This is a genomic window from Candidatus Eisenbacteria bacterium, assembly GCA_035577985.1.
Classification (GTDB): Bacteria; Desulfobacterota; Binatia; order DP-6; family DP-6; genus DATJZY01.
In genome coordinates this window covers 17,636-41,916 of the sequence record DATJZY010000121.1, presented here as the reverse complement: position 1 = coordinate 41,916, position 24,281 = coordinate 17,636, and the positions used below count along the sequence as shown (strand labels likewise).

20 protein-coding genes are annotated in these 24,281 nt (G+C 71.4%); 5 read left to right on the top strand and 15 right to left on the bottom strand.

Annotated elements, in window-relative coordinates:
• Positions 1-3,174: adenylate/guanylate cyclase domain-containing protein (locus tag VMS22_17185; GenBank protein ID HXJ35767.1), on the bottom strand; the 3,174-nt coding region annotated here is incomplete at its 3' end.
• Positions 3,175-3,370: 196 nt separating this feature from the next.
• On the opposite strand from VMS22_17185, the gene VMS22_17180 reads away from it, so the two are divergent.
• Positions 3,371-4,954, top strand: a complete 1,584-nt coding sequence (locus VMS22_17180) for a sulfatase-like hydrolase/transferase (protein ID HXJ35766.1) — start codon at positions 3,371-3,373, stop codon at positions 4,952-4,954.
• 11 nt (positions 4,955-4,965) lie between these two features.
• Here VMS22_17180 and clcA read toward each other — a convergent pair whose 3' ends face one another.
• From clcA to VMS22_17125, 11 genes are all read right to left on the bottom strand, one after another.
• A complete protein-coding gene (gene clcA, locus VMS22_17175) occupies positions 4,966-6,588 on the bottom strand; it encodes a H(+)/Cl(-) exchange transporter ClcA (GenBank protein ID HXJ35765.1) in 1,623 nt (540 codons plus the stop codon).
• Between the two features lie 130 nt (positions 6,589-6,718).
• Positions 6,719-7,468: an SDR family NAD(P)-dependent oxidoreductase gene (locus VMS22_17170; protein HXJ35764.1), complete on the bottom strand. Its 750-nt coding sequence runs from the start codon at positions 7,466-7,468 to the stop codon at positions 6,719-6,721.
• 11 nt (positions 7,469-7,479) lie between these two features.
• Complete coding sequence (locus tag VMS22_17165) at positions 7,480-8,631, bottom strand: acyl-CoA dehydrogenase family protein (GenBank protein HXJ35763.1); 1,152 nt, start codon at positions 8,629-8,631, stop codon at positions 7,480-7,482.
• 14 nt (positions 8,632-8,645) lie between these two features.
• The gene (locus tag VMS22_17160; protein ID HXJ35762.1) at positions 8,646-9,854 is read right to left on the bottom strand and encodes an acyl-CoA dehydrogenase family protein; all 1,209 of its coding nucleotides are present in this window, start codon (positions 9,852-9,854) and stop codon (positions 8,646-8,648) included.
• 33 nt (positions 9,855-9,887) lie between these two features.
• Positions 9,888-10,256 (bottom strand): hypothetical protein, encoded by a 369-nt coding sequence (locus VMS22_17155; protein ID HXJ35761.1) that lies wholly within the window; start codon positions 10,254-10,256, stop codon positions 9,888-9,890.
• A gap of 43 nt (positions 10,257-10,299) precedes the next feature.
• Positions 10,300-11,142, bottom strand: coding sequence for a methyltransferase domain-containing protein (locus VMS22_17150; protein ID HXJ35760.1), 843 nt, complete (start codon positions 11,140-11,142; stop codon positions 10,300-10,302).
• 12 nt (positions 11,143-11,154) lie between these two features.
• Complete coding sequence (locus tag VMS22_17145) at positions 11,155-11,703, bottom strand: hypothetical protein (protein HXJ35759.1); 549 nt, start codon at positions 11,701-11,703, stop codon at positions 11,155-11,157.
• Positions 11,704-11,734: 31 nt separating this feature from the next.
• Complete coding sequence (locus tag VMS22_17140; GenBank protein HXJ35758.1) at positions 11,735-12,595, bottom strand: SDR family oxidoreductase; 861 nt, start codon at positions 12,593-12,595, stop codon at positions 11,735-11,737.
• 2 nt (positions 12,596-12,597) lie between these two features.
• A complete protein-coding gene (locus VMS22_17135; protein HXJ35757.1) occupies positions 12,598-12,792 on the bottom strand; it encodes a ferredoxin in 195 nt (64 codons plus the stop codon).
• A gap of 58 nt (positions 12,793-12,850) precedes the next feature.
• Entirely contained in the window at positions 12,851-13,618 is a 768-nt protein-coding gene (locus tag VMS22_17130; protein HXJ35756.1) for an enoyl-CoA hydratase/isomerase family protein, read from the bottom strand.
• Between the two features lie 44 nt (positions 13,619-13,662).
• On the bottom strand, positions 13,663-15,051 hold the full coding sequence (locus VMS22_17125) for a hypothetical protein (protein HXJ35755.1): 1,389 nt from the start codon (positions 15,049-15,051) through the stop codon (positions 13,663-13,665).
• Positions 15,052-15,122: 71 nt separating this feature from the next.
• Here VMS22_17125 and VMS22_17120 point away from each other — a divergent pair, with 71 nt between their 5' ends.
• A complete protein-coding gene (locus VMS22_17120; GenBank protein HXJ35754.1) occupies positions 15,123-15,647 on the top strand; it encodes a PaaI family thioesterase in 525 nt (174 codons plus the stop codon).
• Here the strand turns inward: VMS22_17120 and VMS22_17115 are convergent.
• The gene (locus tag VMS22_17115) at positions 15,607-16,218 is read right to left on the bottom strand and encodes a glutathione S-transferase family protein (protein ID HXJ35753.1); all 612 of its coding nucleotides are present in this window, start codon (positions 16,216-16,218) and stop codon (positions 15,607-15,609) included. The two genes, VMS22_17120 and VMS22_17115, sit on opposite strands and share 41 nt — an antisense overlap.
• A gap of 193 nt (positions 16,219-16,411) precedes the next feature.
• Here VMS22_17115 and VMS22_17110 point away from each other — a divergent pair, with 193 nt between their 5' ends.
• Positions 16,412-17,692 carry a hypothetical protein gene (locus tag VMS22_17110; protein ID HXJ35752.1) on the top strand — a complete coding sequence of 427 codons (1,281 nt, stop codon included), beginning with the start codon at positions 16,412-16,414 and terminating at the stop codon, positions 17,690-17,692.
• A gap of 262 nt (positions 17,693-17,954) precedes the next feature.
• On the opposite strand, the gene VMS22_17105 is transcribed toward VMS22_17110, so the two are convergent.
• Positions 17,955-18,224 carry a hypothetical protein gene (locus tag VMS22_17105; protein ID HXJ35751.1) on the bottom strand — a complete coding sequence of 90 codons (270 nt, stop codon included), beginning with the start codon at positions 18,222-18,224 and terminating at the stop codon, positions 17,955-17,957.
• A gap of 50 nt (positions 18,225-18,274) precedes the next feature.
• Between VMS22_17105 and VMS22_17100 the strand changes: the two genes are divergently transcribed.
• Together VMS22_17100 and VMS22_17095 are read left to right on the top strand one after the other, a co-directional pair.
• Positions 18,275-19,987 (top strand): hypothetical protein, encoded by a 1,713-nt coding sequence (locus VMS22_17100; protein HXJ35750.1) that lies wholly within the window; start codon positions 18,275-18,277, stop codon positions 19,985-19,987.
• On the top strand, positions 19,984-21,399 hold the full coding sequence (locus tag VMS22_17095) for an oligosaccharide flippase family protein (protein HXJ35749.1): 1,416 nt from the start codon (positions 19,984-19,986) through the stop codon (positions 21,397-21,399). The genes VMS22_17100 and VMS22_17095 overlap by 4 nt, the downstream gene beginning before the upstream one ends.
• A 16-nt stretch (positions 21,400-21,415) precedes the next feature.
• Here VMS22_17095 and VMS22_17090 read toward each other — a convergent pair whose 3' ends face one another.
• Positions 21,416-24,268 carry a bifunctional transaldolase/phosoglucose isomerase gene (locus tag VMS22_17090; protein ID HXJ35748.1) on the bottom strand — a complete coding sequence of 951 codons (2,853 nt, stop codon included), beginning with the start codon at positions 24,266-24,268 and terminating at the stop codon, positions 21,416-21,418.
• Positions 24,269-24,281 lie beyond the last annotated feature (13 nt).

Below are 24,281 nucleotides of genomic sequence, written 5' to 3'. Positions count from 1 at the left end.
CTCGATGAGCGCCGTCGCGTCGTCGAGGTCGCGTTCGACCCCGGGCGAGGGCCCGTCGGCCGCGAGGAGCACGCGGGCCCGGGCCAGCAGGGCGACGATCTCGAAGATGCGCGTCCTGCGGCGGCGCGCGACCGCGACCGCCTCGTCGGCCATTTCGCGCGCGCGGCCGAGGTCGCCGGCGCCGCGGTGGGCGTCGGCGAGAAAGGCGAGGATCATGCCCTCCTGCGCCAGGCCCGTTCGTGCCGTCCGGGTTTGGGCGAGCGAGGCCGCGAGCATGTCGATCGCACCCCGCCACTCGCCCTGCATCAGGTGGGCCCGCCCGAGGGCCCACAGCGCGGATTGCCGAAGGCCTTCGGCCCCGGCCTCGGCGGCTCGCATCGACTCGGTCCCATGGGCGAGCGCGCCCGGAGCGTCGCCCATCATCTCGCACGCGACGAGCCCCGCGGTGCCCCCGATCATCAGCATCTCGAGGTCTCGGCGCTGCCGTGCGATCTCGGTGGCGCGCTCGGCGGACCGCAGCGCCTCCATCCAGTGTCCCTGGTTCGCGAGCGCGAATCCACGCACGGCGAGCAGGTACGCCAACACGCTGAAGCCCGTTATGCCGGCGCCGTACTCGGGATCGCCGCCGCAGGCGACCATGCAGTGGTCGAGGTGGACGATCGCGTCCTCGAGGTGTCCGAGGTTCATCGCAGCGCCCGACAGCGAGAATCGTGTCAGGAACTCGAGGAACGGATCTCCGGTCTCGGCCGCAAGCCGCCGAGCCTCCTCGAGCGGCGCCAGCGCCTCTTCCGGGATGCCGGTGAGGCTCTTGCGACTACCGAGGCGGGTCAGCAGACGGATGCGCGAGCTCGGCTCCTGAAGATCCTCGGCCAGGGCCATCCCCTCGGTGAACAGGGTGTGCGCCTCGTCGTCGGTCATGCCGCAGAAGAGCCCGTGGAGCAGCATCGCGTCACGCGCCATGACGCCGAGGGCGAGCGCCTCGGGCGAGACGGGCACCGTTGCGAGGAGACGCCTGACCTCGCTCCAATGGCGCAGGGTCTCGGCCCGGTCGCGCACGCCGATCCAGCCCGCCGCGCGCTGGTGCCAGGTCGCGGCGACGAAGGGCTCGCCCGCCGCATCCCAATGCTGCGCGAGGAGCGCCGCCTGCTCGTCGAGCTTTGTCGGATACGCCTCCTCGATCGCGCGTGCGACGGCCGTATGAAGCTGCCGCCGGCGCTCGCCGAGCTGGGATCGATACGCCACCTCCTGCGTCAGCGGATGCTTGAAGGCGTACACGGGCTCGGGGTAGAGCGCCTCCTCGTAGAAGAACTCCGCGGCGACGAGGGCGCGCAGCGCCGATGCGAGGTCGGCTTCTTCGAGATCGACGACGCGTTGCAGAATCGACTCGGGGAACTCCTTCCCGACCACCGCCCCCGTCTGCAGCACCGTCTTCTCGCGTTCGCCGAGACGGTCGATCCGCGCCGCCAGGATGGCCTGTACGGTGGTCGGAAGCGCGATCGCCTCGACCGGTTTGGCGAGCCAATACGCGCCGCGCGTGCCCGAGAGCACTCCGCTCTCGGCCAGCGACCGCACGACCTCCTCCACGAAGAAAGGGTTGCCGCCGGTGCGCTCGCGGATCAGCCTGACGAGACCGGCGAGAGCGCTGCCGGTGCCGAGAAGCTCGCGCAGCAGCTCCTCGATGGCATCGGACCCGAGCGGGAGCAGCGGCAGCTGCTGGTAGTACGACCGCTGCATCCATCCCGCGTGATACTCGGGTCGGAAGTTCACGAGCAGCAGCGTGCGCGTGCCGGCCGCCGCGTCGACGAGCGTCTCCACGAAGCCCTCGCTCGCCCCGTCGAGCCAGTGCAGGTCCTCGATGACGGTGACGGCCGTCTCGCGTCGGCTGCGCGCCAGGACCGAACGCCGCACGACCGCGAGGAGCTGGCGCTGCCGTGCCTCGGGGTCCATGCGGGGCAGCGGGTGCTCCGGATCGGGCACGCCCATGAAGTCGAATACGAGCGGAAGGCTCTCGCGGAGTCCCTCGTCGAGAAGGAGGAGCCGCCCGGCGATCTTCTCGCGCGCCGTCTGTGGGCGGTCCTGCTCGGTCACGCCGTGGATCTTTCGCAGGAGCTCGAGCACCGGCAGATACGGGATGGTCTTCCCGTGCGGGACGCAGTGCGCGTCCTGCACTGCGATCCCCCGGGCCCGGCAGCGCTGGACGAACTCCCAACAGAGGCGGCTCTTGCCGACTCCCGGCTCGGCGACGACGCCGATCACCTGTCCGTGGCCCTCCATCGCGCGGGCGAGCGCGGCCTCGAGCGTCGCGACCTCGTCGATCCGACCGACGAAGCGCGAGAAGCCGCGCGTCTGGGAGACGTCGAGGCGCGTCTTGAGCGCGCCGACGTCTTCGAGTTCGTAGACCCGCACGGGCTCGCTCGCGCCCTTCACGGCGAGCGGCCCGAGGTCGCGCAGCCGGAAGTAGCCGTCGACGATGCGCGCCGTGTGCTCGCTCACGTAGGCGCGGTCGGCCGCCGCAATCTGCTCCATGCGTGCGGCGAGGCCGACGGTGTGCCCCTGCGCCGTGTAGTCCATCTTGAGATCGTCCCCGATGCGCCCGACGACGACCTCGCCGGAGTTGACGCCGATGCGCAGCGAGAGATTGAGGCCGTCCGAGAGCCGCAGCTCGTCGGCGTAGCGGCCGAGCGTCTCGCGAAGATGCAGCGCCGTGAAGCAGGCACGCTGCGCGTGGTCCTCGTGCGCGATGGGAGCTCCAAAGAGCGCCATGACGCCGTCGCCCGTGTATTGGGTGACCGTTCCCTCGTACCGATGGACGCCGTCGGCGAGCAGGCGCGCCGTGCGCTCCATGACGCGGTGGAACGCCTCGGGATCGGCCCCCTCGGCGAGCGTCATCGAGCCCTTCACGTCGGCAAAGAGCACGGTCACCTGCTTGCGCTCCCCCTCGAGTGCCGTGCGTGCACCGCGGATCTTGTCGGCGAGGTGCGCGGGGGTGACCACCGGAGATGGTTTGGCCGCCACGGCCGTGCCGCAGTCGCCGCAGAACTTCATGCTCGGCGCCAGGTCGACACCGCACTTCGCGCATTGGCGCGCCAGGGGGGTTCCGCACTCGTGGCAGAACTTCGTCGCACCGGGGTTCGCGTGACCGCAGGCGGGACACGCGAGGTGTGGTCCGCTCATGATCTCACGTTCCGTATCCGGGGCTGGGACGTCAGTTGTCCACCGCCGCCGCGATCGCGTTCTGGGGAGCTACCGTCCAGCGTCGTCATGGCGGAACCCGCCGCCAGAAATCTTTCACACCGCTGGTCGTGTGCGCAAGCTGCCGAACCGCGGCTGGCGCCTGAGCGCGCAGCCGTGGTAGCTCGCTCCCCTACCCATGGGACGCAAGATCCTCTTCATCACCACCGACCAGCAGCGCTACGACTCGCTCGGGTGCAACGGTGGCAGATACGCCCGCACGCCGGTCGTCGACGGCTGGGCACGCAGCGGCATCAACTACCGTCGCGCCTACAACCAGAACGCGGTCTGCATGCCGGCGCGCTCGACCATGCTGACGGGCCAGTACGTGCGCACGCACGGCGTCTACGCGAACGGCGTCGCGCTGCCCGGCGACGCGCCGAGCGTGGCGGCCTACCTCCACGACAAGGCCGGCTATCGCACCGCGCTCCTCGGCAAGGCGCACTTCGAGCCGAACTTCGACCCGACGCTGCGCTTCGAGGAGAACGCGCGCCAGGCGCGCGACGACTTCGGACCGTGGCGCGGCTTCGAGCGCGCGATCCACGCGACCCACATCCCGGCCTTCGGGAAGCGCACCGTCGGCCACTACGGGCGGTGGCTCAAACGGAACCATCCCGAGTGCATCGACGGCTTCGCACCGCTGCTCAACGCCGACGGCGGCGGCGACACGGGCGCGCCCGAGACCAAGAACAACCCCATCCCGCGCGAGTGGTACCACACCGACTGGGTGGCCGATCGCACGATCGAGTTCCTGGACTCGCTCGGCGACGGCGAGGACTGGTTCGTCTGGATGAGCTTTCCGGACCCGCACCACCCCTGGGATCCGCCGGCCTCCGAGCTCCATCGCGTGCCGTGGCGGGACCTGCCGCTGCCGCCCGGACATCCCGGCTCGGAGGAGAAGATCCGGGCGATCCTCGCGCAGAAGCCGGGACACTGGCTCGCGTGCTGGGAGGGCCGGTGGATCAACATGGAGGGCGGGCCGATGAACTATCGGCCGCAGGCGCTCTCCGCCGACAACATCCGCGAGATCAACGCCAAGGCGCACGTCATGAACGAGCTCATCGACGAGGCCTGCGGGCGCGTCGTGCGTCGGATCGCCGAGCGCGGCTGGGACGCCGACACCGACGTCGTCTTCACGACCGACCACGGCGAGATGCAGGGCGACTTCGGCTTCGTCTACAAGGGACCGTTCCACACCGACGCGCTGATGCGGCTACCGCTCGTGTGGCGTCCGGCGCCTTCGGCGAAGGTCGCGCCGGCGGAGGTGCGCCAGCCGGTCGGACAGGTCGATCTGGCGCCGACGTTCTGCGCGATCGCGGGCGTCGCGCCCGCATCGTGGATGCAGGGCCGTGCCCTCCCGACCGCCGAGGACGGCACACGCCAGCGCGTGCTGTGCGAATGGGACAGCCAGTTTCCCGGCTACGGCATGCACCTGCGCTCGATCTACCGCGACGGCTGGTTGCTCACGACCTACGAGCCCAGCACCGCCGGCCAGCCGAACGGTCTCGAGAAGACGATGGGCGACTGGGTGCTGACGCCGTCACCCGTCGTGTACGACGGCACCGAGGGCGAGCTCTACAACGTCGACGACGATCCCCATCAGTGGCGGAACCTCTGGAACGACTCGCAGCACCGGACGCTGCGCTCCGACCTGGTGGCCGATCTGTACGACCATCTGCCCGAGGAGCGCCGTCCGAAGCTCGCGGTCGACGCGCCGGCCTGATGTGACCGCCGTCAGCGGCGGTCGCCGTTCACACCCGAGCGAAGAAGAGCGGCAGCCGCCGGGGCATCGGCGGCGACGACGGCCGTCAGGCGATCCCCCGCCTCGAGGCGGAAGTCGCCCGTGGGCACGTGCTCGCCCGTCTTGCGGCTGACGGTGACGATCACGCAGCCCGGCGGCAGCCCGATCTCGCGGATGCGCTGTCCCTCGAAGGGAGCGCCCGCCGCGAGCGTCAGCTCGAGCAGCAGCGCCGATTCGAGGTTCGACATGGGCTCGCCGCGGAGAAGGTCGCGTTCGAGCAGCGCCTCGTATACCGGGCGGTCGCCCAGGGCGTCCGCCATCCCGTAGGCCGTGAGGCATGCCCCGAGCAACGGGAGGACCAGCGAATAGTTGCCCGTCATCTCGACCATCAGGACGATGCCCGTGAGTGGAGCGCGCACGATCGCGGTGAAATAGGCCGCCATCCCGACGACCGCGAACAGCGCGGGATGCTCGACTGCGCTCGGGACCACGTGCTGTGCGAGGAGCCCGACCCCCAGGCCGAGCTGTGAGCCGAGGACGAGGAGCGGGGCGAAGATGCCACCCGGCGCGCCGCTGCCGTAGCTCAGCATCGTGAGGGCGAAGCGGAGCACGAAGGACCCCGCCAGCGCCGGGAGGGCGAGCGCACCCGCCAGCGTCTGCTCGACGAGACCGTGTCCGCCGCCGAGCGCGATCGGCACGAACCAGCCAGCGCCCCCCACGACGGCTCCCGCGACGGCACCGCTCGCCCACGACAGTCCGTTGCCCAACCGCTGGAACAGGTCGAGCGCCCCGACGAGGGCGCGATTGAATGCGACGCCGAACAGACCGGCAGCGGCTCCGACGAGCAGCGCCACGGGCAGGACCTGCAACGGGGGAATGGACTCCGTGCGCACGTGGAATACCGGCAGCTGGCCGATCAGAAGCCGCGTGACGACATCGGCCGTCACGGCGGCGATCAGCGTCGTGGTGAACACGGTCGGCGAGAAGTCCCGCTGGACCTCCTCGAGAACGAAGACGAGACCAGCCAGCGGCGCGTTGAAGGCCGCGGCGAGCCCGGCGCCGGCTCCGGCGGCGATGAGGGTCTGGCGCTCGCGCGGCGTACACCGGAACCACTGACTGGTCAGCTGTCCGAGCGCGCCGCCCATCTGGATCGTCGGGCCTTCGCGGCCGAGCGCGAGGCCGCCCCCGATCCCCAGCACCCCGCCGATGAACTTGACCGCGAGAACTCGAGCGCCCCGCATCGGCCGCAGGTGATGCAGGACGGCCTCGAGCTGTGGAATGCCGCTACCGGAGGCCTCCGGTGCCATCCGACGTACGAGGCCAACGGCTGCGCCGGCGCCGAGCGCCGCCAGCGAGACGGGGAAGGCGAATCCCCAGGGGCCCAAGGTGTGGGCCCAGGCGATGAACGTGGTCCGGAGATCGTCGGCCTCGGCGAGAACACGGGTGAAGGCGACCGCCGTGATGCCGGCCAGCAACCCGACGACGATCGCGCGAGGGAGCTGGCGGCGCCGCCGCTCGTGTGCCCGAACGAAGTCGCGCACCTCGCGCTGGACCACCTCGGCTGCCCGTGACGTGGCGTCGCCAGCGGAGCTCGGTTCCGGCGACCGATCGCTCATCTGTCGGGATCGACCCTATGCGAAGCTCGAGGTTGGCGCGAGCGCAGCTCTCTTCGACGGTAGCGTGACCTTCTTGACGAAGACCAACACCGGCTTCGTGCGCGCCGTCCGCGGCGGCCCCTGATCGGGTTCAGGCGAGCGTGCCGCCGTCGATGCGGATGTGCTCGCCGGTGACGAACGCGCCGTCGTCCGAGGCCAACATCGCGATCACGCCGGCCACGTGCTCGGGCTTGCCCGTCCCCATCGGGGCCATCACGCGCCGCAGGAGCTTCGGGTTTGCCCCCTCGGGTAGCCGGAACGCGTTCATGATCGGCGTCTGGATGTCGCCCGGGCACACGGCGTTCACGCGCAGGCCCTGCTTCACGTAGTCGATCGCGAGCGTGTGCGTGAGGGCGAGGATGCCACCCTTCGACGCCGCGTACGCCGCCGCCCACGGCTGCGCCGCGAGCGCCGCCGTCGACGCCACGTTCACGATGTTGCCCTTCGTCTTCAGGAGATGGGGGAGCGCGGCGCGGCACACGAGAAAGGTCCCCGTGAGATTCACGGCGAGGACGCGGTTCCAGTCCTCCGTGCGCAGGTCGTGGAAGTGATCGAAGCGCAGGATGCCGGCGACGTTGCAGAGGACGTCGAGGCGGCCGTAGCGGTCGACGCACGCGGCGATCGTCTCCGCGACCTGCCGCTCGTCGCTGACGTCGCAGGCCTGGGCCGTGGCCTCGCCGCCGCGCGCCGCGATGGCGGTGACCAGCTCGCGCACGGCGTCGATCTGCACGTCGACGCAGAAGAGCTTGCCGCCCTCGTCGGCGAGCCGCTCGGCCGTGGCACGACCGATGCCGGAGGCGGCACCCGTGACCAGGATCACTCGATTCTCGAGACGTCGCATCGCGCCGGTCGTCAGATGGCGTCGAGGAGCGAGGCCAGCTTCGCGCGCTGATACGGTCCGTCCCCGTACAGGAGCTGATTGTGCTTCTGGCGCTTGAAGTAGAGGTGGACGTCGCACTCCCACGTGAAGCCGATGCCGCCGTGGAGCTGGACCGAGCGGTCGGAGCAGAAGGCGGCCGCATCGGAGGCCGCGGCCTTGGCCATCCGCGCCAGACGGAGGGCATCGCCCGGCTCGTGGTCGATCGCGCAGGCGGCGGCGTACATGAGCGAGCGCGCGCGATCGACGGCCAGCATCATGTTCACGATGGGATGCTTCACCGCCTGGAAGAAGCCGATCGGATGGTCGAACTGGACCCGCGTGCGCGCGTACTCGGTCGTGGTCTGGAGCTGCCATTCGGCGGCGCCGCAGAGGTCGGCGGCGACGATGGTGAGGATGGCGGGTGTCGCCGTCTCGATCGCGGCCGGACCGCGGCCGCCGGTGGTGACGGCAGCGTCGGCGCCGATCTTGACCTGCTTCAGGCTGACCGTCGCCTGGTCGCGCGTGAGGTCCACAATGCGGTCGGGCGTGATGGTGAACCCGGGCGCGTTCGCCGGCACGGCGTAGAGGTCGACGCCGCTCTTGCCCTTCGCAGACACGATGAAGATCTGTGCCTTGCGTGCGTCCTGCACGAACGCGGCGGTGCCGTCGAGGACGATGCCGCCGTCGGCCACCGTCGCCGTGACGTCGGTGTCGGCGGGCTCCCAGGATCCGTCGGCGTTCGTCACGGCGAGCGTCGCCGCCTCACCGCCGGCCACGCGCTCGAGCCACGGGGTCGATCCGGCGGCGCGCAGAACCGTGGTGGCGATGAGGGTCGCGGTCAGCGGCGAGGGCAGGGCGGCGCGGCCCACCTCTTCGGCGAGCGTCGCGACGGCGATCATCTTCATGCCGACGCCGCCGGCCGCTTCCGGAACTGCGAGACCAGTCCACCCGAGCTCGACCATCTGCTGCCAGAGGGTCTTGTCGTACGGCGCTGGCTGGACGGCGCTCTCATAGGCCTCGTGGTGGTCGGCGGCGACCAGCTTGCGCAGTCGCTCGATGCCGAAGTTGTCACGCAGGAACTTCCGCGCCTGGTCGCGCACCAGGCGCTCGTCGGGGCCGAAGCCGAAATCCTTCGTCAGTGCCATCGTCGGGTGCGTCCCTACTTCGACTTCGCGAGGCCGAGCACCCGCTCACCGAGAATGTTGCGCTGGATCTCGTTCGACCCGGCGGCGATCGTCATGCCGTAGGAGTTCATGTACGTGTGCGGCCAGTGCCCGCCGTCGGGCGCGTTGGGATCGCCCAGGTAGCGCGTCGCGCCCGCGCCGGCGATCTCGACGCCGAGCGCGCCCACGTCCTGGATGAGCTCGGTCATGAGGACCTTCGCCTGCAGCGGAAGGCGCATCGGATGATCGCCGAGCGCTTCGACGCGCATGCGGCGTGCCGTCTGCCGGAGGCCTTCGGCGCGCACGAGGAGCTGCACGATCTTGTCGCGCACGACCGCGTCGTCCCACGCGGTGCCGCCATTGCGGCGGGTGCGCTTGGCGAGCGCGACGAGGGCCTTCAGCTCGTCCTCGAAGGACGCGCCGCCGCCGCTGCCCGCGCCCTCGGCTGCGCCGCGCTCGTAGAGAAGCGTCGTCATGGCGACCGTCCAGCCCTTGCCGACGGCGTCGACACGCAGCGTGTCCGGGACGACGACGTCCTCGAAGAGCACCTCGTTGAACCCCGTCTCGCCCGTGATCTTGATGAGCGGTCGGACCGTCACGCCCTTGGTGCCGCCGATCGGAACGATGAAGTACGTGAGGCCCTCGTACTTGTGGGCGGTCGAGTGGCGGCACACCATGATCATCCAGCTCGCGAAGTGGGCGAGGCTCGTCCACACCTTGTGGCCGTTGATGACCCAGTTGTCGCCCTGACGGACGGCCGAGGCCTGTGCGTTGGCGAGGTCGCTGCCGGCGTTCGGCTCCGAGAACCCCTGGCACCAGATCTCGTCGGCGGAGAAGAGCGGCGGCAGGAAGCGCTGCTTCTGTTCCTCGGTGCCGTGGTTGAGGATCGTCGGCGCCGCCATCGAGAGCCCGATGACGTTGATCATGAAGGGCACGCCGGCGTGGCCGACCTCCTGGCTCGCGATGGTCTGGAAGCCCTTGTGGCCGCCGCCGCCGTACTCCTTCGGGTAGTCGGCGCCGATCAGGCCCGCCTGGTGGCACTTCTTCTGCCAGGCACAGAGGTAGCGCCGCTGCTCCTCGGTCGCCGTCTCGATCGGCATGAGCGGCAGCCGGAAGCTCGGGGGCGCCGGACGGTTCTCGGCCAGCCAGCGGCGGCAGTATTCGCGGAACTCGGCCTGCTCGGGGGTGTCTCGTCGTTCGGACATGGCGAATTGGTTTCGCCTGCCCGACCCCCCGGGTCAAGCCTCGGAGGCCTCGGCCGCCTGGGCCGCCTCGGCCGCGAGACGCTCGGCCTCCCAGCAGGTCTTCTGGATCTCCGCCTGGAGCTCGCAGATGGCCTGGGAGATGGTCTCCTGCTCCTCGGGGGTCAGGGTATCGAGCTTCACGGCCAGGGTCGTGCCGACGGGCGGGTCGCCGATCGCCTTGTAGATCCGGCGCCAGAGCGCGAAGGCGTGCCCGGTGGGATCGTCCCGGAAGGTCCGGCTGAAGTAGGAGATTGCCCGATCGAGCCGCTCCTGCGGCGTGCGCGTCAGCGAGGTGAGCGCCTGCATGGCCGTCGTGAGCTGCTCCGCCTGGTACTGCAACGTCTCGAGGCTTGGCTGACCCATGGCATCGAGCATACGGGCAGCCGCGCGAGTGTCGAGCGCCGCCTCAGGGCGGAAGGCCCATTTCCCCACGCAGCGCCCGGAAGGCCGGCGTGCGGGCACCGCGGGTGTCCCGCACGACGAGCGGCGCGAGCATCTCGTGCGACCTGGTCTCCTCGCGACGGCGCATCTCGTGGACCGAGAAGAGCGGCGCCTTGCCGGCACGCGGCACGACCGGCAGCGTGCAGGCGACGCCCAGTCCCGCGCCGGCGGCGGCCGCGTGGACGCGCGGGTCCTGGCTCGCCTGCTCGCAGACGACGGCGGCGCCGCCCGGCGCGAGCGCGGACGCCGCCGCCGTCGCGTACGCCTCGATGCCGCCGCGATGCTCGAAGTTGCAAGGACCTTTCTGTACGCGGCGCGACTCGCGCGCCGTGCCGATCGGAAGATACGGCGGCGTCCCGGTGACGAGATCGAAGATGCCCTCGGGTACGAGCTGCGGGTCACGGAGATCGCCCTCGCGCACCGTGCAGCGATCGCCGCACCCGTTCCACGCGATCGATCGACGCGCGAGGTCGACGCTCACCGCCTGCGCCTCGACGCCCACCGCGATCGCGTCCGGAAAACGCCAGGCGAGCATCAGGAGGACGCTCCCGATGCCGCACCCGAGGTCGAGGAGCCGGCGTGGCGGGCTCGACGCCGCGACGCGCGCCGCGAGCCACGCCGTCACCAGGTCGTCGAGCGACCAGCGGTGTCCGTCCACCCGCTGCAGGATGCGCCACTCGCCGGAGAGGAAGCAGAGGTCCTCGCCGGGACCTGGCGCGACGTCGTCGCGAGCGCGTGGCGCGGGACCGGGCGCGATCCAGCCGGCCGGACGGCGGGCGGTGCGCACGATGCCCCGACCGGCGCTCATCGGCGCGTCGGATCAGCCGAAGCTGCGCCCAAAGAGCGCGTCGATCGCGGCCTTGCCGCCGGGCTCGAGAAAGCGCGTGCCGGTGCCCGTGAAGTGCCGCTCGCTGATCACCGGATCGCGGGCCGGCTCCCACGTGTCGCCGCTCCAGCGGAACCACCCGTTCTTCGTCTGGTCGAACACGAAGAGGGGCTTGTTGAAGAACTTCGCGTATTCGGCCGCGACGCCGGTGCCGCCACGCACGGTCTGGTCGGGCAGGATCGCGCCGACGACGAAGATCTGCTGGCCGTGGTTCACCTGGTGCCAGATGCTCTGCAGCACCTTCCGGAAGAGCGGCGTGTCCGGATACTTCCGGTTCATGATGCGGCTCACGTAGGTGAGGCTCACGTCACCGTGGCGCAGCTCCTCGCTGGTCAGCACGCGGATGCCGCGCGTGCGCGCATCGGAGTGGCCTTCGAAGGTGAAGTTCACCTCCTGGACGCCGTGGCGCTCGGCGGCTTCCCCGAAGGCGGCCTCGGCGCCCTGCGCGGCGCCGCTGTAGAGGATCGTGTCGCCCGGTTGCACGCGCGGGTTGTCGCCGATCGGACGGCGCGGGTCAACGGGTGGGACGGCCGGGCCGCCGGCTGTCCATCCCGGTCATCGTGTCGGCGCCGAAGAAGCGCTCGACCATCGTCTCGATGCGCGGGCCGCGTCGCAGCGTGTGCCCGCCGTCGATCGCGATGCACTGCCCGGTGACCCAGCTCGACTCGGGGCCGGCGAGGTAGCGCACCGCCGCGGCGACGTCGTCCACCGTCCCGAGACGCCCGAGCGGAATCTGGTCCAGGTAGTCGTCGACGATGGCCTGGTCCTGCACCAGCGGATCGGCCATCTCGGTCGGGACGAGGCTCGGCCGCACGGCGTTCGCCCGGATGCCGAGCGGGCCCAGCTCGTCGGCCGCGACCTTGATGAGCATCTCGACGCCCGCCTTGGAGGCGCAGTAGGGCGCCATGAAGCGGTGGGTGAGGGGGCCGGCGATCGACGACACGGCGACGATCGAGCCGCCGCCGCCCGCGCCCATCTTCTCCCCGGCGTGCTTCACCGTGAGGAAGGTTCCGGTCAGGTTCACGTCCATCGTGTAGCGCCACATCTCGACGCTGGTGGAGAAGATCGGACCGCCGGCGCCCGCGCCGGCGTTGGCGACCGCGATGTCGAGACGGCCGGTCGGCGCCGCGGCCTTCGCGACCGCGGCGAGGACGGCGGCCTCGTCGACGACGTCGCCCGCGTGCCACGCGACCTGGGTGCCGCCCGGCGCCTCGCGCCGGAGGCCTTCGGCCGCTTCGACGAGACGCGATTCGGTGCGACCCATGAGCGTCACGCTGCAACCGTCGCGCAGCAGCGCGCGAGCGCAGGCGAGGCCGATCCCGCTCCCGCCGCCGGTCACGAGCGCGGTCTTGCCGGAGAGCGCGTGCTCGGCCACGCTCAGTCCTCGAGCAGGGTGAGGGCGTTGCGCGGACAGCGACGCACGGCGCGGTCGACCTTCGCGCGCAGCGCCTCGCCCGGATGCTCGATCAGCACGCGCGCCTGATCGTCGTCGCCGAGCGAGAAGACCTCGGGCGCTTCCTTCACACAGAGGGCGTTCCCTTCGCAGAGATCCCTGTTCACTACGACTCGCATCGTCGTCCTCCGGGGGTCGGTTTCCGTCTTTCGGCCTGGCCGGTCAACCCGCGACGGCTCAACGCGCGGACTTGCCGATCTTCTCGCGCTGGCGGGCGCGCGCGGCGCGGCTCTCGGGCGTCATCCACACGGCGGCGGAGCGCGCGTCGGCATCGGGCGACTCGCCCATGACGCGGCGAACGGCGTCCTCGACCAGGGCAGCCTTCGTGTGGGCGTACGCTTCGCGCGGGAACGCACCCATGCGCGCGGCCCGCCGGAGCACGGTGTCCGTGAGCTTCTCGGCGGGGAGCAGCTCGTCGACGATGCCGAGACGGGTCGCCTGGCTCGCGGGATACACCGCCGCACCCAGCAACAGCTCCGCGGCGCGCGCGTGGGCCAGGCGCAGGCGCACGATCTCCATCGCGACGCGCGGGAACGAGGCGCCGATCGCGACCTCGTTGAGACCGACCTTGTAGTCACCCTCGGCACCGAGCCGGTAGTCGCACGCGAGCACCAGCACGAGACCGCCCGCGACGGCGTGGCCGCCCAGCATCGCGAGCGTCGGCTTGGGGAAGGTGAGGAGCCGCAGGTGCGAATCGCGATACAGCACGCGCAGCGCGTCCGAGCGCTCGGCGTCCCGCCGCGGCGCCGACAGGTCGAATCCGCCGCTGAAGAACGCGCCGGCGCCCGTGAGGACGACCGCGCGCACCGAGGCGGTCTCGCGTGCATCGTCGAGCGCGGTCGAGAGGTCGGCGAGCAGCGTCTCGTCGAGCGCGTTCGCGGGCGGGCGATCGAGCGTCAGCAGGCGCACGCCGCCGTCGTGATCGGCGATCCGGATCGTCGACATGCCGGCGGGCTATAGCCGAGGCGTCGTGCGATGGCGAGGACACGTCAGGGGAGGCGTCGTCTGCTCGAGAGGACCGTCACCAGGTCCTGCAGCATGCCTTCGAGACGTTCGCGGGCGGCGGCCGGGATGCCGGAGAGCAGCGGTACGACATGCCGGGTCACGTGTGCGCGGGCCGCGTCGCGATCGCGCAGGGCGAGCGCCTCGGTCTCCCAGGCGCGATAGGCGAGCATCTGGCGCGTCTCCGGCTCGAGGTCGGGCAGGTGCTGCGCCGTGCGGCGGACGGCTTCGGCGATCTCGAAGCCGTGGATCCACGGCCGACTCCTCTCGTCGAAGCCGACGCCGGTGGCCGGCGCGTCGAAGACCCGCCCCGTGATCCGTACCGGGCCCGTCCAGTACTCGATCGGCAGCGCGTGCGCGGGCGCGTCGACCCAGGGCTCCGCCGTGACGTCGACGCCGAGCTCGGGGGCGCGCAGGTGATAGCGGTAGGGGAACCAGCGCGGGCCGTCGGTGAGCATCTCGCGGCCGCGTACGACCCCGGGGCTGCGGATGAACTCCGGGAAGTCGAGCTCGATGCGGGTCGTGGCGCGGATCTCGAACGCGGGGGCGGGGCCCTGTGCCGACATGCCGGTCCACGGGACGACGGCGTTCCGGGCCGGCCGGAGGTATTGATGGAAGCAGCTCATGTCCCAGCCGTTCGTGAACTGCATGACGCGCCACTCGTTGCGGTAGCGCGCGCTCCTGCGGTCCTGGTGGCGGCTGAAGTCGTGCACGGCCCATTGGCGGTCGATCCAGCCGACCTCGCCCTCGACCTCCTCGCCGATCTCGCCCCACCCGAGGCGCCCGCGCATGCGGAGCCCGCTCTGGAAGTAGGAGAAGGTCGATGGGAGGCCGAGGAACATCATCTCGCCGCCGAGCGCCCGACCCCCGAGCGGCGCCGGCGGCCGCACGGCGTCCACCTCGAGATCGAGCAGCATGGGGTCGCCGTGGTGGTCTTTCCCGCGCAGCTCGATCGACCACGCGAACGGGCGCAGCGCGCCGTCGCCGTCGCGAGCGTTCTCCCATCGCACGGGTCCCGCCGGCGCGGCGTAGCGCAGCGCGAGGTGGCCGCGCCCGGCCTCGAGCTTGTAGCGCGATCGCCAGCGCAGCGGGGCAGGGAAGTCGTAGTCGGTGTATGTCCCGTAGCGGCGGCGCGCGCGGTCGTAGAGCGCGAAGGTGTAGAAGCTCGCGCGCAGGCGCTTCGCCACCACGTGCATGTCGGTCACGATGGTCATGAAGGCGTACTCGCGCCCGCTCGTCCGCCCGCGCAGGAAGCCGTCGACGAAGTACGTCGCCATGCCGAGGTCTTCGCGGTAGCCGTCTACGTCGGGGAAACGGAACCAGGCGGGGTCCCCCCAGCCCGGGACGTACGGGTAGCGCTTCCAGTCGCCGTTCATCGCGCCGGCGCGCCTTAGCACGGCCGTCGACATGGTTGCCACGGCACGCCGCGCCAGGAAGAACCGCCGCCATGACCGCGCCGAACGCCGACCGCTTTCCTCCGATCACGCCCGAGCGACTCGCCACGTGGGCTCGCTTCGGGCAGCGCGAGGAAGGGGCGGCCCCGTTCTTTCCGGGCTACGTCGGCCTCGTGCTCGAGGAGGTGCGGCAAGACTACGCCCGCATGCGCCTGCCGCACCGTCGCGAGATCGACCAGCCCCAGGGCGTCCTGCACGGCGGCGCCGTCGCGACGCTCGTCGACACCGTCGTCGTGCCCGCGATCGGGAGCGCCTACGACGACCGGCGCGCGCTCCTCACCGTCGCGATGACGATCCAGTACCTCGATGCGGTGGCCGGTGAGGATGCGATCGCCGAGGGATGGGTCGAGAAGCGGGGGCGATCGACGGTCTTCTGCCGCGTCGAGGTCCGGACCGCGTCGGGCGTCCTCGCCGCGACGGCCAGCGTCGTCTACAAGGTGAGCAGCCGCACGATCGCCCAGCCGCTTGCTGACGGTATCAGTCGGCCATCGCGCGCCGGAACGCCGAGCGGCCCATGAGCCGGCCGAGATAGGCGGCCGTCGCGGGAAAGCTCGCGTCGAGGAGCCCGAGCATCTGGGCCCACGCGAGCGTGGAGGCGACCATGACGTCGCCGGTCGTGAGGTCGTCGCCGACCAGGAAGGTGTGGCCGGCCAGCGCACGGTCGAGCACGGCCAGGGCGGCGCGAAGCTGCTGGCGTGCCGGCTCGAGGAGCTGCGGGATGCGCTCGCTCTCGGGCTTCGCGACCGTGTGCAGGAAGATCGTGAGCAGCGGAGGCTCGATCGTGCACAGGCCGAAGTGGATCCACTGATAGTAGTAGCCGCGCGCGGGCGTGCCCACGGGCGGTGCGAGGCGCTTCTCGGGAAAGCGATCGGCCAGGTACTGCGAGATGGCGCCCGACTCGAACAGCTTGACCTCGCCGTCGACGAGCGCCGGCACGGCGCCGTTCGGATTGATCTTCAGGAACTCGGGCGTCTTCTGCTCGCCGGCCTCGAGGTTCACGCGCCGCAGATCGTACGGAACACCGATCTCTTCGAGCATCCACCGCGGCCGCACCGAGCGTGACTGGGCCGAATGATAGAGCGTGATCATGTCGGGGCGCTTATCGAAGGGGCCCCTCGACCGTCAACCCGCGCGCGGGGCGCCAATCCGCCCAGCAGGGCGCATGGCGAAATGGTGATGGCGTCGCGTCGGGCGGGCGAATCGGGCGCGCACGCTTGTACGCAGCGGCTACGGCAGACGTCGGGCGTAGGGGTGGAACGAACGTTGCTCCTCGTGGCCGACCATGCGGTGGTGGGGGTGGTCCGCGGTGCTGGCGCTCGTGGTGAGCGTGACGATGGTGGCTGTGGTGGAAGCACGGACGCCGCACCGACCCCACCCCCCGCACAAGCCGCGGCGGCCTCGGGCGCCGCGCACGGCCGACGGCGGAGACGTTCCGCTTCCGCCGGCGAACGTCCACTTCGACGCGGCCGGTACGATCGATCTTCCGGGGCGAGGTCTCGCGCTCGCGTGGTCGCCCGACGCGACCCGCATCGCGGTCGGCGGCCGGTTCCGCGAGCGCGCGAGCGGGCTGCGCTACGACACGCGGGTCGCAGACGTCGAAGCGGCGACGCTCGAGAAGAGCTTCGCCTGCCACTACTTCTGGGTGATCGCGACCGCCTGGACGCGGAATCCCTTCCTGGGCGAGATCATCGCCGACGGAGGCGGCGACCACGCGATCAAGCTGTGGGATCCCACCGGTACCGGGAGCGCCACGTGCAAGCCCGGACAGTTCCCGGCCGCCGCGGGCGCCGTGCGGGCCCTGCCCGAGATCGACGGCTGGACGACGGCGCTCGCGTTCTCGCCCGACGGGCGATTCCTCGCCGGGGCGAGCCGCGACCGCATGATCCGCATCTGGCAGCTCGAACCCGGTCCGGACCAGTTCCGGGTCGTGTCGGCGCTCTACGACCGCGAGGCGGGCAATTTCGCGTCGGTCGCCTGGCTTCCGGATGGGCTCGTCACCGGCGACCGGCGCGGGCGCGTGGTCGCGTGGGACGTCGACGTCGATCGCGACCGCTGGGACGTGGGTACGATCGCCGCGTTCGCGGCGCTGTCGTACGAGGCTCAGGTCGGCTGGTGCGCCGCCAACGAGGCGCTCGTCTCACCCGCGCAGCGCTGGATCGACGGCGGGCACGGCTGGGTGTGGAACGTGCGCGTCGCGCCCCCCGGCGACCGCGTGGCGGGCATCGGGACCGACGGCGTCCTGTCGGTTTTCGACGCCGCGTCGGGCGGCGTCGTGTACCGGACCGCCGGGCCGCGGAAGGCGGCGCTCCACGCCCTCGATTGGAGTCCCGACGGCGCGCTCATCGCCGCGGGTGGCAGCGACGAGGACGTCTACGTCTTCACGGCCGACACCGGCGCCGTCTACGATCGGCTCCCGGGCCATGCCGACGTGGTGAGCGCAGTCGCGTGGCGCCCGGACGGTCGCGCCCTCGCGAGCACGGCGGGCGGGCCGCGCATCTCGCTCGCGCTCCTCAACGTCGCCACCGGTCCCGACCAGACGATCCGTCTCTGGACGCGCCGCTAGCGAGCCGAGCCAAGACTCCGTCTTGGCTCGGGGTGGGACGCGAGTGTGTCGCGTTCGTGGCACGCGCGACCGGCATGCCGCGGCCAGCCAAGCTGGCGCGGCAGACGAACTACACGCGTTGCAGCGCGACGACGGCCTACGGTCGATGCGAACCCCCGACCCACGACGGAGTCTTGGGCCGGTCTCCGCGCGCGCGGTTGACACCCGGCGCGCGGGTCTCTAGCGATACCGCGTGGTGGGGTTGGGGACGCCGCGCGCGGCGCTACGCGGAGCGGAGCAGGCCCGGGGTGGAAAGGGTCGTCGGCGTTTGCGAGGCGCCCTCGCCGCGACGCGCGCGCCACTCGCGCTTGTAGCAGGCGAAGCAGCGTCCGCGCGCTTGCAGCAGCTTGCGCGCGCCGCAGCTCGCGCACGCGTCGGTTCGCAGGCGCAGCCGATCGGAGCACGCGGGACAGATGAGCTTGCCGGACCCCCGATTCCGGTGGACCTTCTCCTTGCGGCGTCGACACACGGTGCAGACTCCGGGGCGGTTCATATTGCCGGTCTTATAGCGCAGTGCAATCGCCAGGCAAACGGCTTTCCGCCATGGTGAAGAGCCAGTATATCTCGCATAGCCACAAGATATGGGGCGAAGCGGGGTGGGGCGGGTCCCTGCTCGCTGGACTGCTCGTCGGGGGCTATTGCCTCGCCCTGCGTCGCTACGGTCTCGAGCTGGCCGACGAGGGGACGCTCCTCGCCCAGATCGACCGCGTGGCCCAGGGTCAGGTGCCGTACCGGGACTTCCATACCGGCTACGGGCCGGCCCTTTTCTACACCAACGCGGGGCTGTTCGCGGCCATGGGCGCGTCACTCGCCACCGTGCGCCACGGCCTCGTCGTCATCCAGGCGCTCCGCGCGGCGCTCCTTGTCCGGCTGGCCGGGCGCATCGGTCCACCGGGCTGGTGGGTGGCGAGCGCCGTCGTCCTGATCGCGTTCTTCTTGCCCATCGCCCCCGGGATCTGTGCGCCGCTCTTCGTCCCGTACGCATCGTGGTACGCCGACGCGCTCGGGCTCCTCGCGCTCTGGCAGCTGGCGAAGTCGCCCAGCCGGGGAGGCTACGTCGTCGTGGGTCTCCTGTGGGGGGCGGCGTTCGCGTTCAAGCAGAATACGGGGCTGCTCGGCGTGGGTGCCGCGGCCGTCGCGATCCTGCTCGTCTCCAAGGGCGGGGGCGGCCGCCTGCTCGGGGGCCTCTTGGGCCTCGCGCTCGTCGCCGGGGGCCTGGCGCTCCTGCGCGCTCACCTGGATCCACAGCTCGCCGTCGTGATGCTGGTACCACTCGTGATCCTCGGCGTCGCGACCGTACGCGCGCGTTCCGGGACGACGACGATGGCCGACCTCGTCGCGCTCGCGGCGGGATTCGCGGCCGTCGCGATTCCGGTCGTGGGGATCATGGCGTTCGCGGCCGGCATGTCGCCCGTTGCGACCGACCTGCTCCAGATCGGGACGGACACGGCACTCGTGTACTACGTCCCGTACCCTGCGCTCGGATCGCTTCGCGATGCCTTCGCCGGGTCGCCCGGCGCGCTCCGCGCCCTACGTCAGGTGGTGGACCTCTCCTGGTTCGCGATCTTCCCGCTCGTCCATCTCGGGGCGGCCGTGCTGCTGCTGCGCCGGCGCGTCGCCACGCGCGCCGGAATCGTCGTCGCGTCGGCGGCGATCGTCGGCTACCTCCAGCTCTATCCGCGCATGGACGGATGGCATCTGTTCGCGATCGCCCCGGCGAGCCTCGCGACCTGCGGGATCCTCCTGGCGACCTGCGGCCCGGTGCTGCGCCGCACGGTCGTCGCGGCGCTCGTCCTCGCCAGCTTCGGACGCGCGCTTCCAGTCGTGCCGGTCATCGGCGCGCTCGCTGCGGGGTCCGACCAGCCCCCGAGCGTGGCACGCGTCGATCTTCGTTGGGATCTCCTCGGGCCCGAAGAGCTGCGCCGCCTTCCCGACGTCATCCAGGCGGTGCAGGGACGTGGGAGTGTCGTGGGTTTTCCGGCCCTCGGCATCATCAACTTCGCGATCGACGCTCCCTCGCCGCTGCGGCACGACTATTTCTTCCCCGGCCGCCCCACGGCCGCGGAGGAAGACGTGATCGCGGCCGAGCTGCGCGTGCATCCGCCGTCCACCGTCGTGTTGCTGGACGCACCCACGGGGTTCGTCCTGGACGCCTTTGCGGCCCACCTGCCGGTCGTCGTGGCGCTCCGTGATCGATTCGTGGTGGAGCGCGAGATCGGACCATACCGCATCCTCGTGCCGCGGGGCGGTTCGTGACCGACGCGCACCCGCCGGCGGCGCGGGGTGCGCTGCTGGGGATCCTCACCGTGGTCGCCGAGCGCGGCGTGGCGTTCGTGGTCGTGCTCTCGCTCGCTCGCCTGCTCTCGCCCGGCGAGTTCGGTCGCTACGGATACATCCTTGCGGGCATGGCGCTCGTGCAGGTCCTCGCCGACCAGGGATTCGAGGTCGCCGCCGTCGCATCGATGGCGAACGCGCCCGCACGCGCCGGCCAGGTTCTGCGAGCCCTCCTGGCATGGCGCGCGATCCTGTGGATCGGCGTGATGCTGCCGGTGGGGACGCTGGTGCTGCCGCGTCTCGCCGGCGAGGCGGCGGGCGGCTCGCTCGTCGCGAGCGGGGCGGCGGCGAGCGTCTTCGGGCTCCTGGGCTCGTCGATTTCGGCACGGAGCGTCCGCCGCGCCCGCGGAGCGATGGGCGCGATGGCACGCGTCGCGCTCGCCGACGCCGCGTTGGGCGGCGTCGCCATCGTCGGCGTCGCCGCCCTCGGGGGAAGCCTGGCCGGGATCTTCCTCGCACGTGCGGGGGCGAGCGCCGTCGTGACCGTCGTGGCGCTGGCGGCGAGTCATCCACGTTCCGGCTCCGGCGACGCGGCCAGTGCGGCGGGTCCACTGGCGGAGGCAGCCGCGCCGCTGGCGGCGAACGCGCTCCTGATCGCGGTCCAGACGCGGGCGGGGCACCTGGCGGCGATGGCGCTCATGGGAGCGGAGCCCGTGGCGCTTCTCGCTGCGGCCGCGCGCGCGAGCGAGGTGCTCGGGATCCTGCCCGAGGGCGCCTTGCTCGCGCTCTTCCCTCGCATGGCGGCGTCGCCCGAGATGGCGATCCGCGTCGCGGCCGATGCGGCGCGGCGCCTCGCGGTCGTCGTCCTCGCCCTCGTGTGCGGTCTCGCCGTCGGTGCGGCGCGAGTGGCCGAGCTGCTCTTCGGACCGCCATACGCCGCCGCGGCTCCTGCGATCGTCGTGCTCGCCTGGGGCGCGCTCTTCTCGGTGACCGGAGCCGTCGCGCTCCATGCCATCGCCGCGCTCGGGCGACAGCGCGCGCTGGTCTGGGCCAACGTCGTGGCCGCCGCGTGCGGGATCGCGCTCCAGATCGTGCTGGTTCCGCGCCTGGGTCTGCGGGGAGCCGCGCTCGCGACCGTTGCGACGGCCGCGTGCGGTCAGGTCGTGCTCGCGATCCTGCCCATCACGCGCGGGGTCCTGATCGCCGTCTGGCGGAGCGTCGCGGTCGCCGCCGGGCTCGCCCTCGTCGTCGCGGGTGTGCTCGCGTCATGGTGGCCGGGCCTCGCTGGTGCGATGCTGGCCGCGCTCGCCTTCGTCGCGCTCGCGCACCTCCTCGGCGTCGTCGGACGATCGGACTGGCGCGCCCTCGCGTCAGCCGTGCGCGGCTCCGCGTGAGTCCCGGGGGCGGCGATCAGCGGCGGCGGCCGGCGCGCGCGCGCAGCGTCGTCGCGGCGGGACGCCGTCTCGCCGGGGGTCGCGTCGTGCGTGCCTTCGGCCGGCGCGCGAGGGCGGCCACGAAGAGCTCCAGACCGCGCTCGACGTTGCGCCCCAGATGCAGCCGCAGCACGCTGCGCTGTCGCGCAGTGAGCGCCTCGTAGTCGGCAGCCGCCTGCACGTTCTTGAGGGTGCCGAAGCTGTAGCCCGCGCCAGGTACCGGAACGTCGACGGGATCGTCGGCGGTGAGCTGCACGACGAGCAGGCTCGCCGGGCCGCCCTTGTGGAGCTGTCCGGTCGAGTGCAGGAACCGGGGCCCGTACCCGAGCGTCGTGGCGATACCGAGATGCCGGCGCAGATGGGTCCGCGCGTCGGTCAGCGCCTTCGTCCGGCGGGGCGACGGCGTGAAGTACGGCGTGAGCGCGACGTAGGAACGAGCCGTCGAGCGTTGCAGGAACCGCCAGAGCATCGGTGTGAGGTCGGGCGCTTCGATCGATAGGACGTCGCCCCCGGCAAGGCGTCGATTCGGATCGGCCAGCAGGCGCTCGGTGTTCGCCTTCGTCTCCTCGACGTTCGGCTGATCGAACGGATTGACGCCGAGGAGATGGCCGGCCACCGCCGTCGCGATCTCCCAGCGCACGAACTCGCCGGCCAGGTCGTACGCGTCGTTGAGACGCAGCGAGACGACCGGATGCCCGGCGCGCGCGTGGGCGGCGAGCGGGCGGCCACCGCCGGTCCCGACCCGAACCGCGACGAACGCGCGGTCCCTGCCGTAGGCGATCGGGGTCGCCTCGGGCTCGCCGGCCACCGGAACGATCCCGCGTCCGTCCTTGCCGGTCGATGCGGCCACCAGCTGTTCGGCCCATTCGGCGAAACCCGCGACCTTGCCGGCGACCACGAAAGTGAGTTTGTCGCGACCGGCACGCGAGGCGGCGGTCAGGATCGCGCCGAGTCGCAGCCCGGGGTTGCGCGCGGCGCGAACGCTGGGCGCGCACGCCACCAGCATGCGCTGGGCTCGCGCCACGAGCTTGCCGACGTCGTGGCCCATGATGGCGGCGGGTACGAGTGCGGCAAGCGAGAGCGCGGCATAGCGCTCGCCGACGTCCGCCGGGTTCAAGAAGACGCGCCGGAATCGGCGCTCGCGGGCCACCTGCTCGAGCCGCGTGTCGGCATCCGTGATGGCGACGAAGTGGCTCGCGGCGTCGTCACCGACGAGATGCGTCAGGCGGTCCCAGAAGAGCGCCAGCAGGGAGTGCACTTCGATCGTGTCGCCGGATTTCGACGACAGGATGTAGAGCGTCTGCGCGGGATCGCTGCGTTGCACGGCGGCGAGGACTGCGGCGGGATCGGTCGAGTCGAGCACCGCCAGATCGAGGAAGCCCCGCCGGACGCCCAACCCGTGGCGGAAGGCTTCGGCCGCGAGCGACGCCCCGCCCATTGCGCACAAGACGGCGTGCGTGAAGCCGGCCGTGCGCACCTCGTCGGCGAACGCCCCGAGCTCCTCGAAATGAGGAGGCATCGTCCTCCCGAAGTCGAGCCAGCCCAGGCGGTCGCCGATCGCAGCCGCTGCCGCCGCGTCGTTCGTGCGCCACAGTGTCGCATCCTTCTTCCACAGGCGTGCGCCGACGTTCGCGGCGTCGAGGTCGCGACAGATCGCATCGGTCGGGCGCGCGATCGCGCCGAGCTCTCCGCTCATCCGCTGGAGCGCGAGCACCGCCTCGCGGCGCGCGCTCACCGTGTCGACGAGGGAGCGGTAGGAGCGCGCGAACGCCGCGACGCCTTCGACCTCGAGCTGGCGCGTGACGGCGTCGAGATCGATCCCGCACGTGCGCAGCCGGGTCAGGACGTCGTGTGCGCGATCGAGGTCCGCGTCGAGGCGCGACTCGGGCTGTCCGTGGTCGGCGTACGCGTCGAGGGTGGCCGGCGGCAGGGTGTTCACCGTGTCCGCGCCGACGAGCGCTTCGACGTAGTAGACGTCGGGGAAGGCCGGGTTCTTGGTCGAGGTGCTGGCCCAGAGCGGGCGTTGCGGCCGGGCGCCTTCGCGGGCGAGGAGGCCGAAGCGCTCGGCGTTGAACCGTTCGCGAAAGGCGGCATACGCGAGCTTGGCGTTCGCGATGGCGGCCTTGCCCCGCAGGCGTTCGAGCTGCTCGACTGCGGTGACGGTCGCCGTGGCGATGCGGGCGTCGAGCAGGCGGTCGACAGCCGTGTCGATGCGGCTCACGAAGAAGCTCGCCACCGACGCAATGCGATCGACGCGCGTCCCGGCCTCGAGGCGCCGCGTGAGGCCGCGCAGGTAGGCGTCCATCACCAACTGGTAACGGGCGATCGAGAAGATGAGCGTCACGTTCACGTTGATCCCGCTCGCGATCGCGTCTTCGATGGCGGGAATGCCCTCGAGCGTGGCGGGGATCTTGACCATGAGGTTGGGCCGATTGACCGCCCGCCAGATGCGCCGGACCTCGCGGATGGTGCCGGCGGTGTCGTGCGCGATGGTCGGGTCGATCTCGATGCTGACGTACCCGTCGGCGCGCTTGGTGCGCTCGTAGACCGGACGGAACACGTCCGCCGCCGCGCGGATGTCCTCGACCATGAGCGCGTCGATGATGGTCGTCGGCGACTTTCCGGAGCGAACCAGTCCCTCGAGCGCGTCGTCGTACTCGGCGCCCTTGCTGATGGCCTGCTCGAAGATCGTCGGATTGGAGGTGAGCCCGGTGACTTCACCGGCGCGCACCATCTTGCCGAGGCGTCCCGAACGCAGCAGGTCGCGTGTGATGAAATCGAGCCAGGGCGATTGCCCGAGCTGTTGCAGCACCTGGAGCGCGTTACTCATGGGGCCCGCACGC

Coding starts and splice junctions, on each gene's coding strand:
- VMS22_17180 (HXJ35766.1), top strand. CDS start 3,371: ATGGGACGCAAGATCCTCTTCATCACCACCGACCAGCAGCGCTACGAC.
- clcA (HXJ35765.1), bottom strand. CDS start 6,588: ATGAGCGATCGGTCGCCGGAACCGAGCTCCGCTGGCGACGCCACGTCA.
- VMS22_17170 (HXJ35764.1), bottom strand. CDS start 7,468: ATGCGACGTCTCGAGAATCGAGTGATCCTGGTCACGGGTGCCGCCTCC.
- VMS22_17165 (HXJ35763.1), bottom strand. CDS start 8,631: ATGGCACTGACGAAGGATTTCGGCTTCGGCCCCGACGAGCGCCTGGTG.
- VMS22_17160 (HXJ35762.1), bottom strand. CDS start 9,854: ATGTCCGAACGACGAGACACCCCCGAGCAGGCCGAGTTCCGCGAATAC.
- VMS22_17155 (HXJ35761.1), bottom strand. CDS start 10,256: ATGGGTCAGCCAAGCCTCGAGACGTTGCAGTACCAGGCGGAGCAGCTC.
- VMS22_17150 (HXJ35760.1), bottom strand. CDS start 11,142: ATGAGCGCCGGTCGGGGCATCGTGCGCACCGCCCGCCGTCCGGCCGGC.
- VMS22_17135 (HXJ35757.1), bottom strand. CDS start 12,792: ATGCGAGTCGTAGTGAACAGGGATCTCTGCGAAGGGAACGCCCTCTGT.
- VMS22_17130 (HXJ35756.1), bottom strand. CDS start 13,618: ATGTCGACGATCCGGATCGCCGATCACGACGGCGGCGTGCGCCTGCTG.
- VMS22_17125 (HXJ35755.1), bottom strand. CDS start 15,051: ATGAACGGCGACTGGAAGCGCTACCCGTACGTCCCGGGCTGGGGGGAC.
- VMS22_17120 (HXJ35754.1), top strand. CDS start 15,123: ATGACCGCGCCGAACGCCGACCGCTTTCCTCCGATCACGCCCGAGCGA.
- VMS22_17115 (HXJ35753.1), bottom strand. CDS start 16,218: ATGATCACGCTCTATCATTCGGCCCAGTCACGCTCGGTGCGGCCGCGG.
- VMS22_17110 (HXJ35752.1), top strand. CDS start 16,412: ATGCGGTGGTGGGGGTGGTCCGCGGTGCTGGCGCTCGTGGTGAGCGTG.
- VMS22_17105 (HXJ35751.1), bottom strand. CDS start 18,224: ATGAACCGCCCCGGAGTCTGCACCGTGTGTCGACGCCGCAAGGAGAAG.
- VMS22_17100 (HXJ35750.1), top strand. CDS start 18,275: ATGGTGAAGAGCCAGTATATCTCGCATAGCCACAAGATATGGGGCGAA.
- VMS22_17090 (HXJ35748.1), bottom strand. CDS start 24,268: ATGAGTAACGCGCTCCAGGTGCTGCAACAGCTCGGGCAATCGCCCTGG.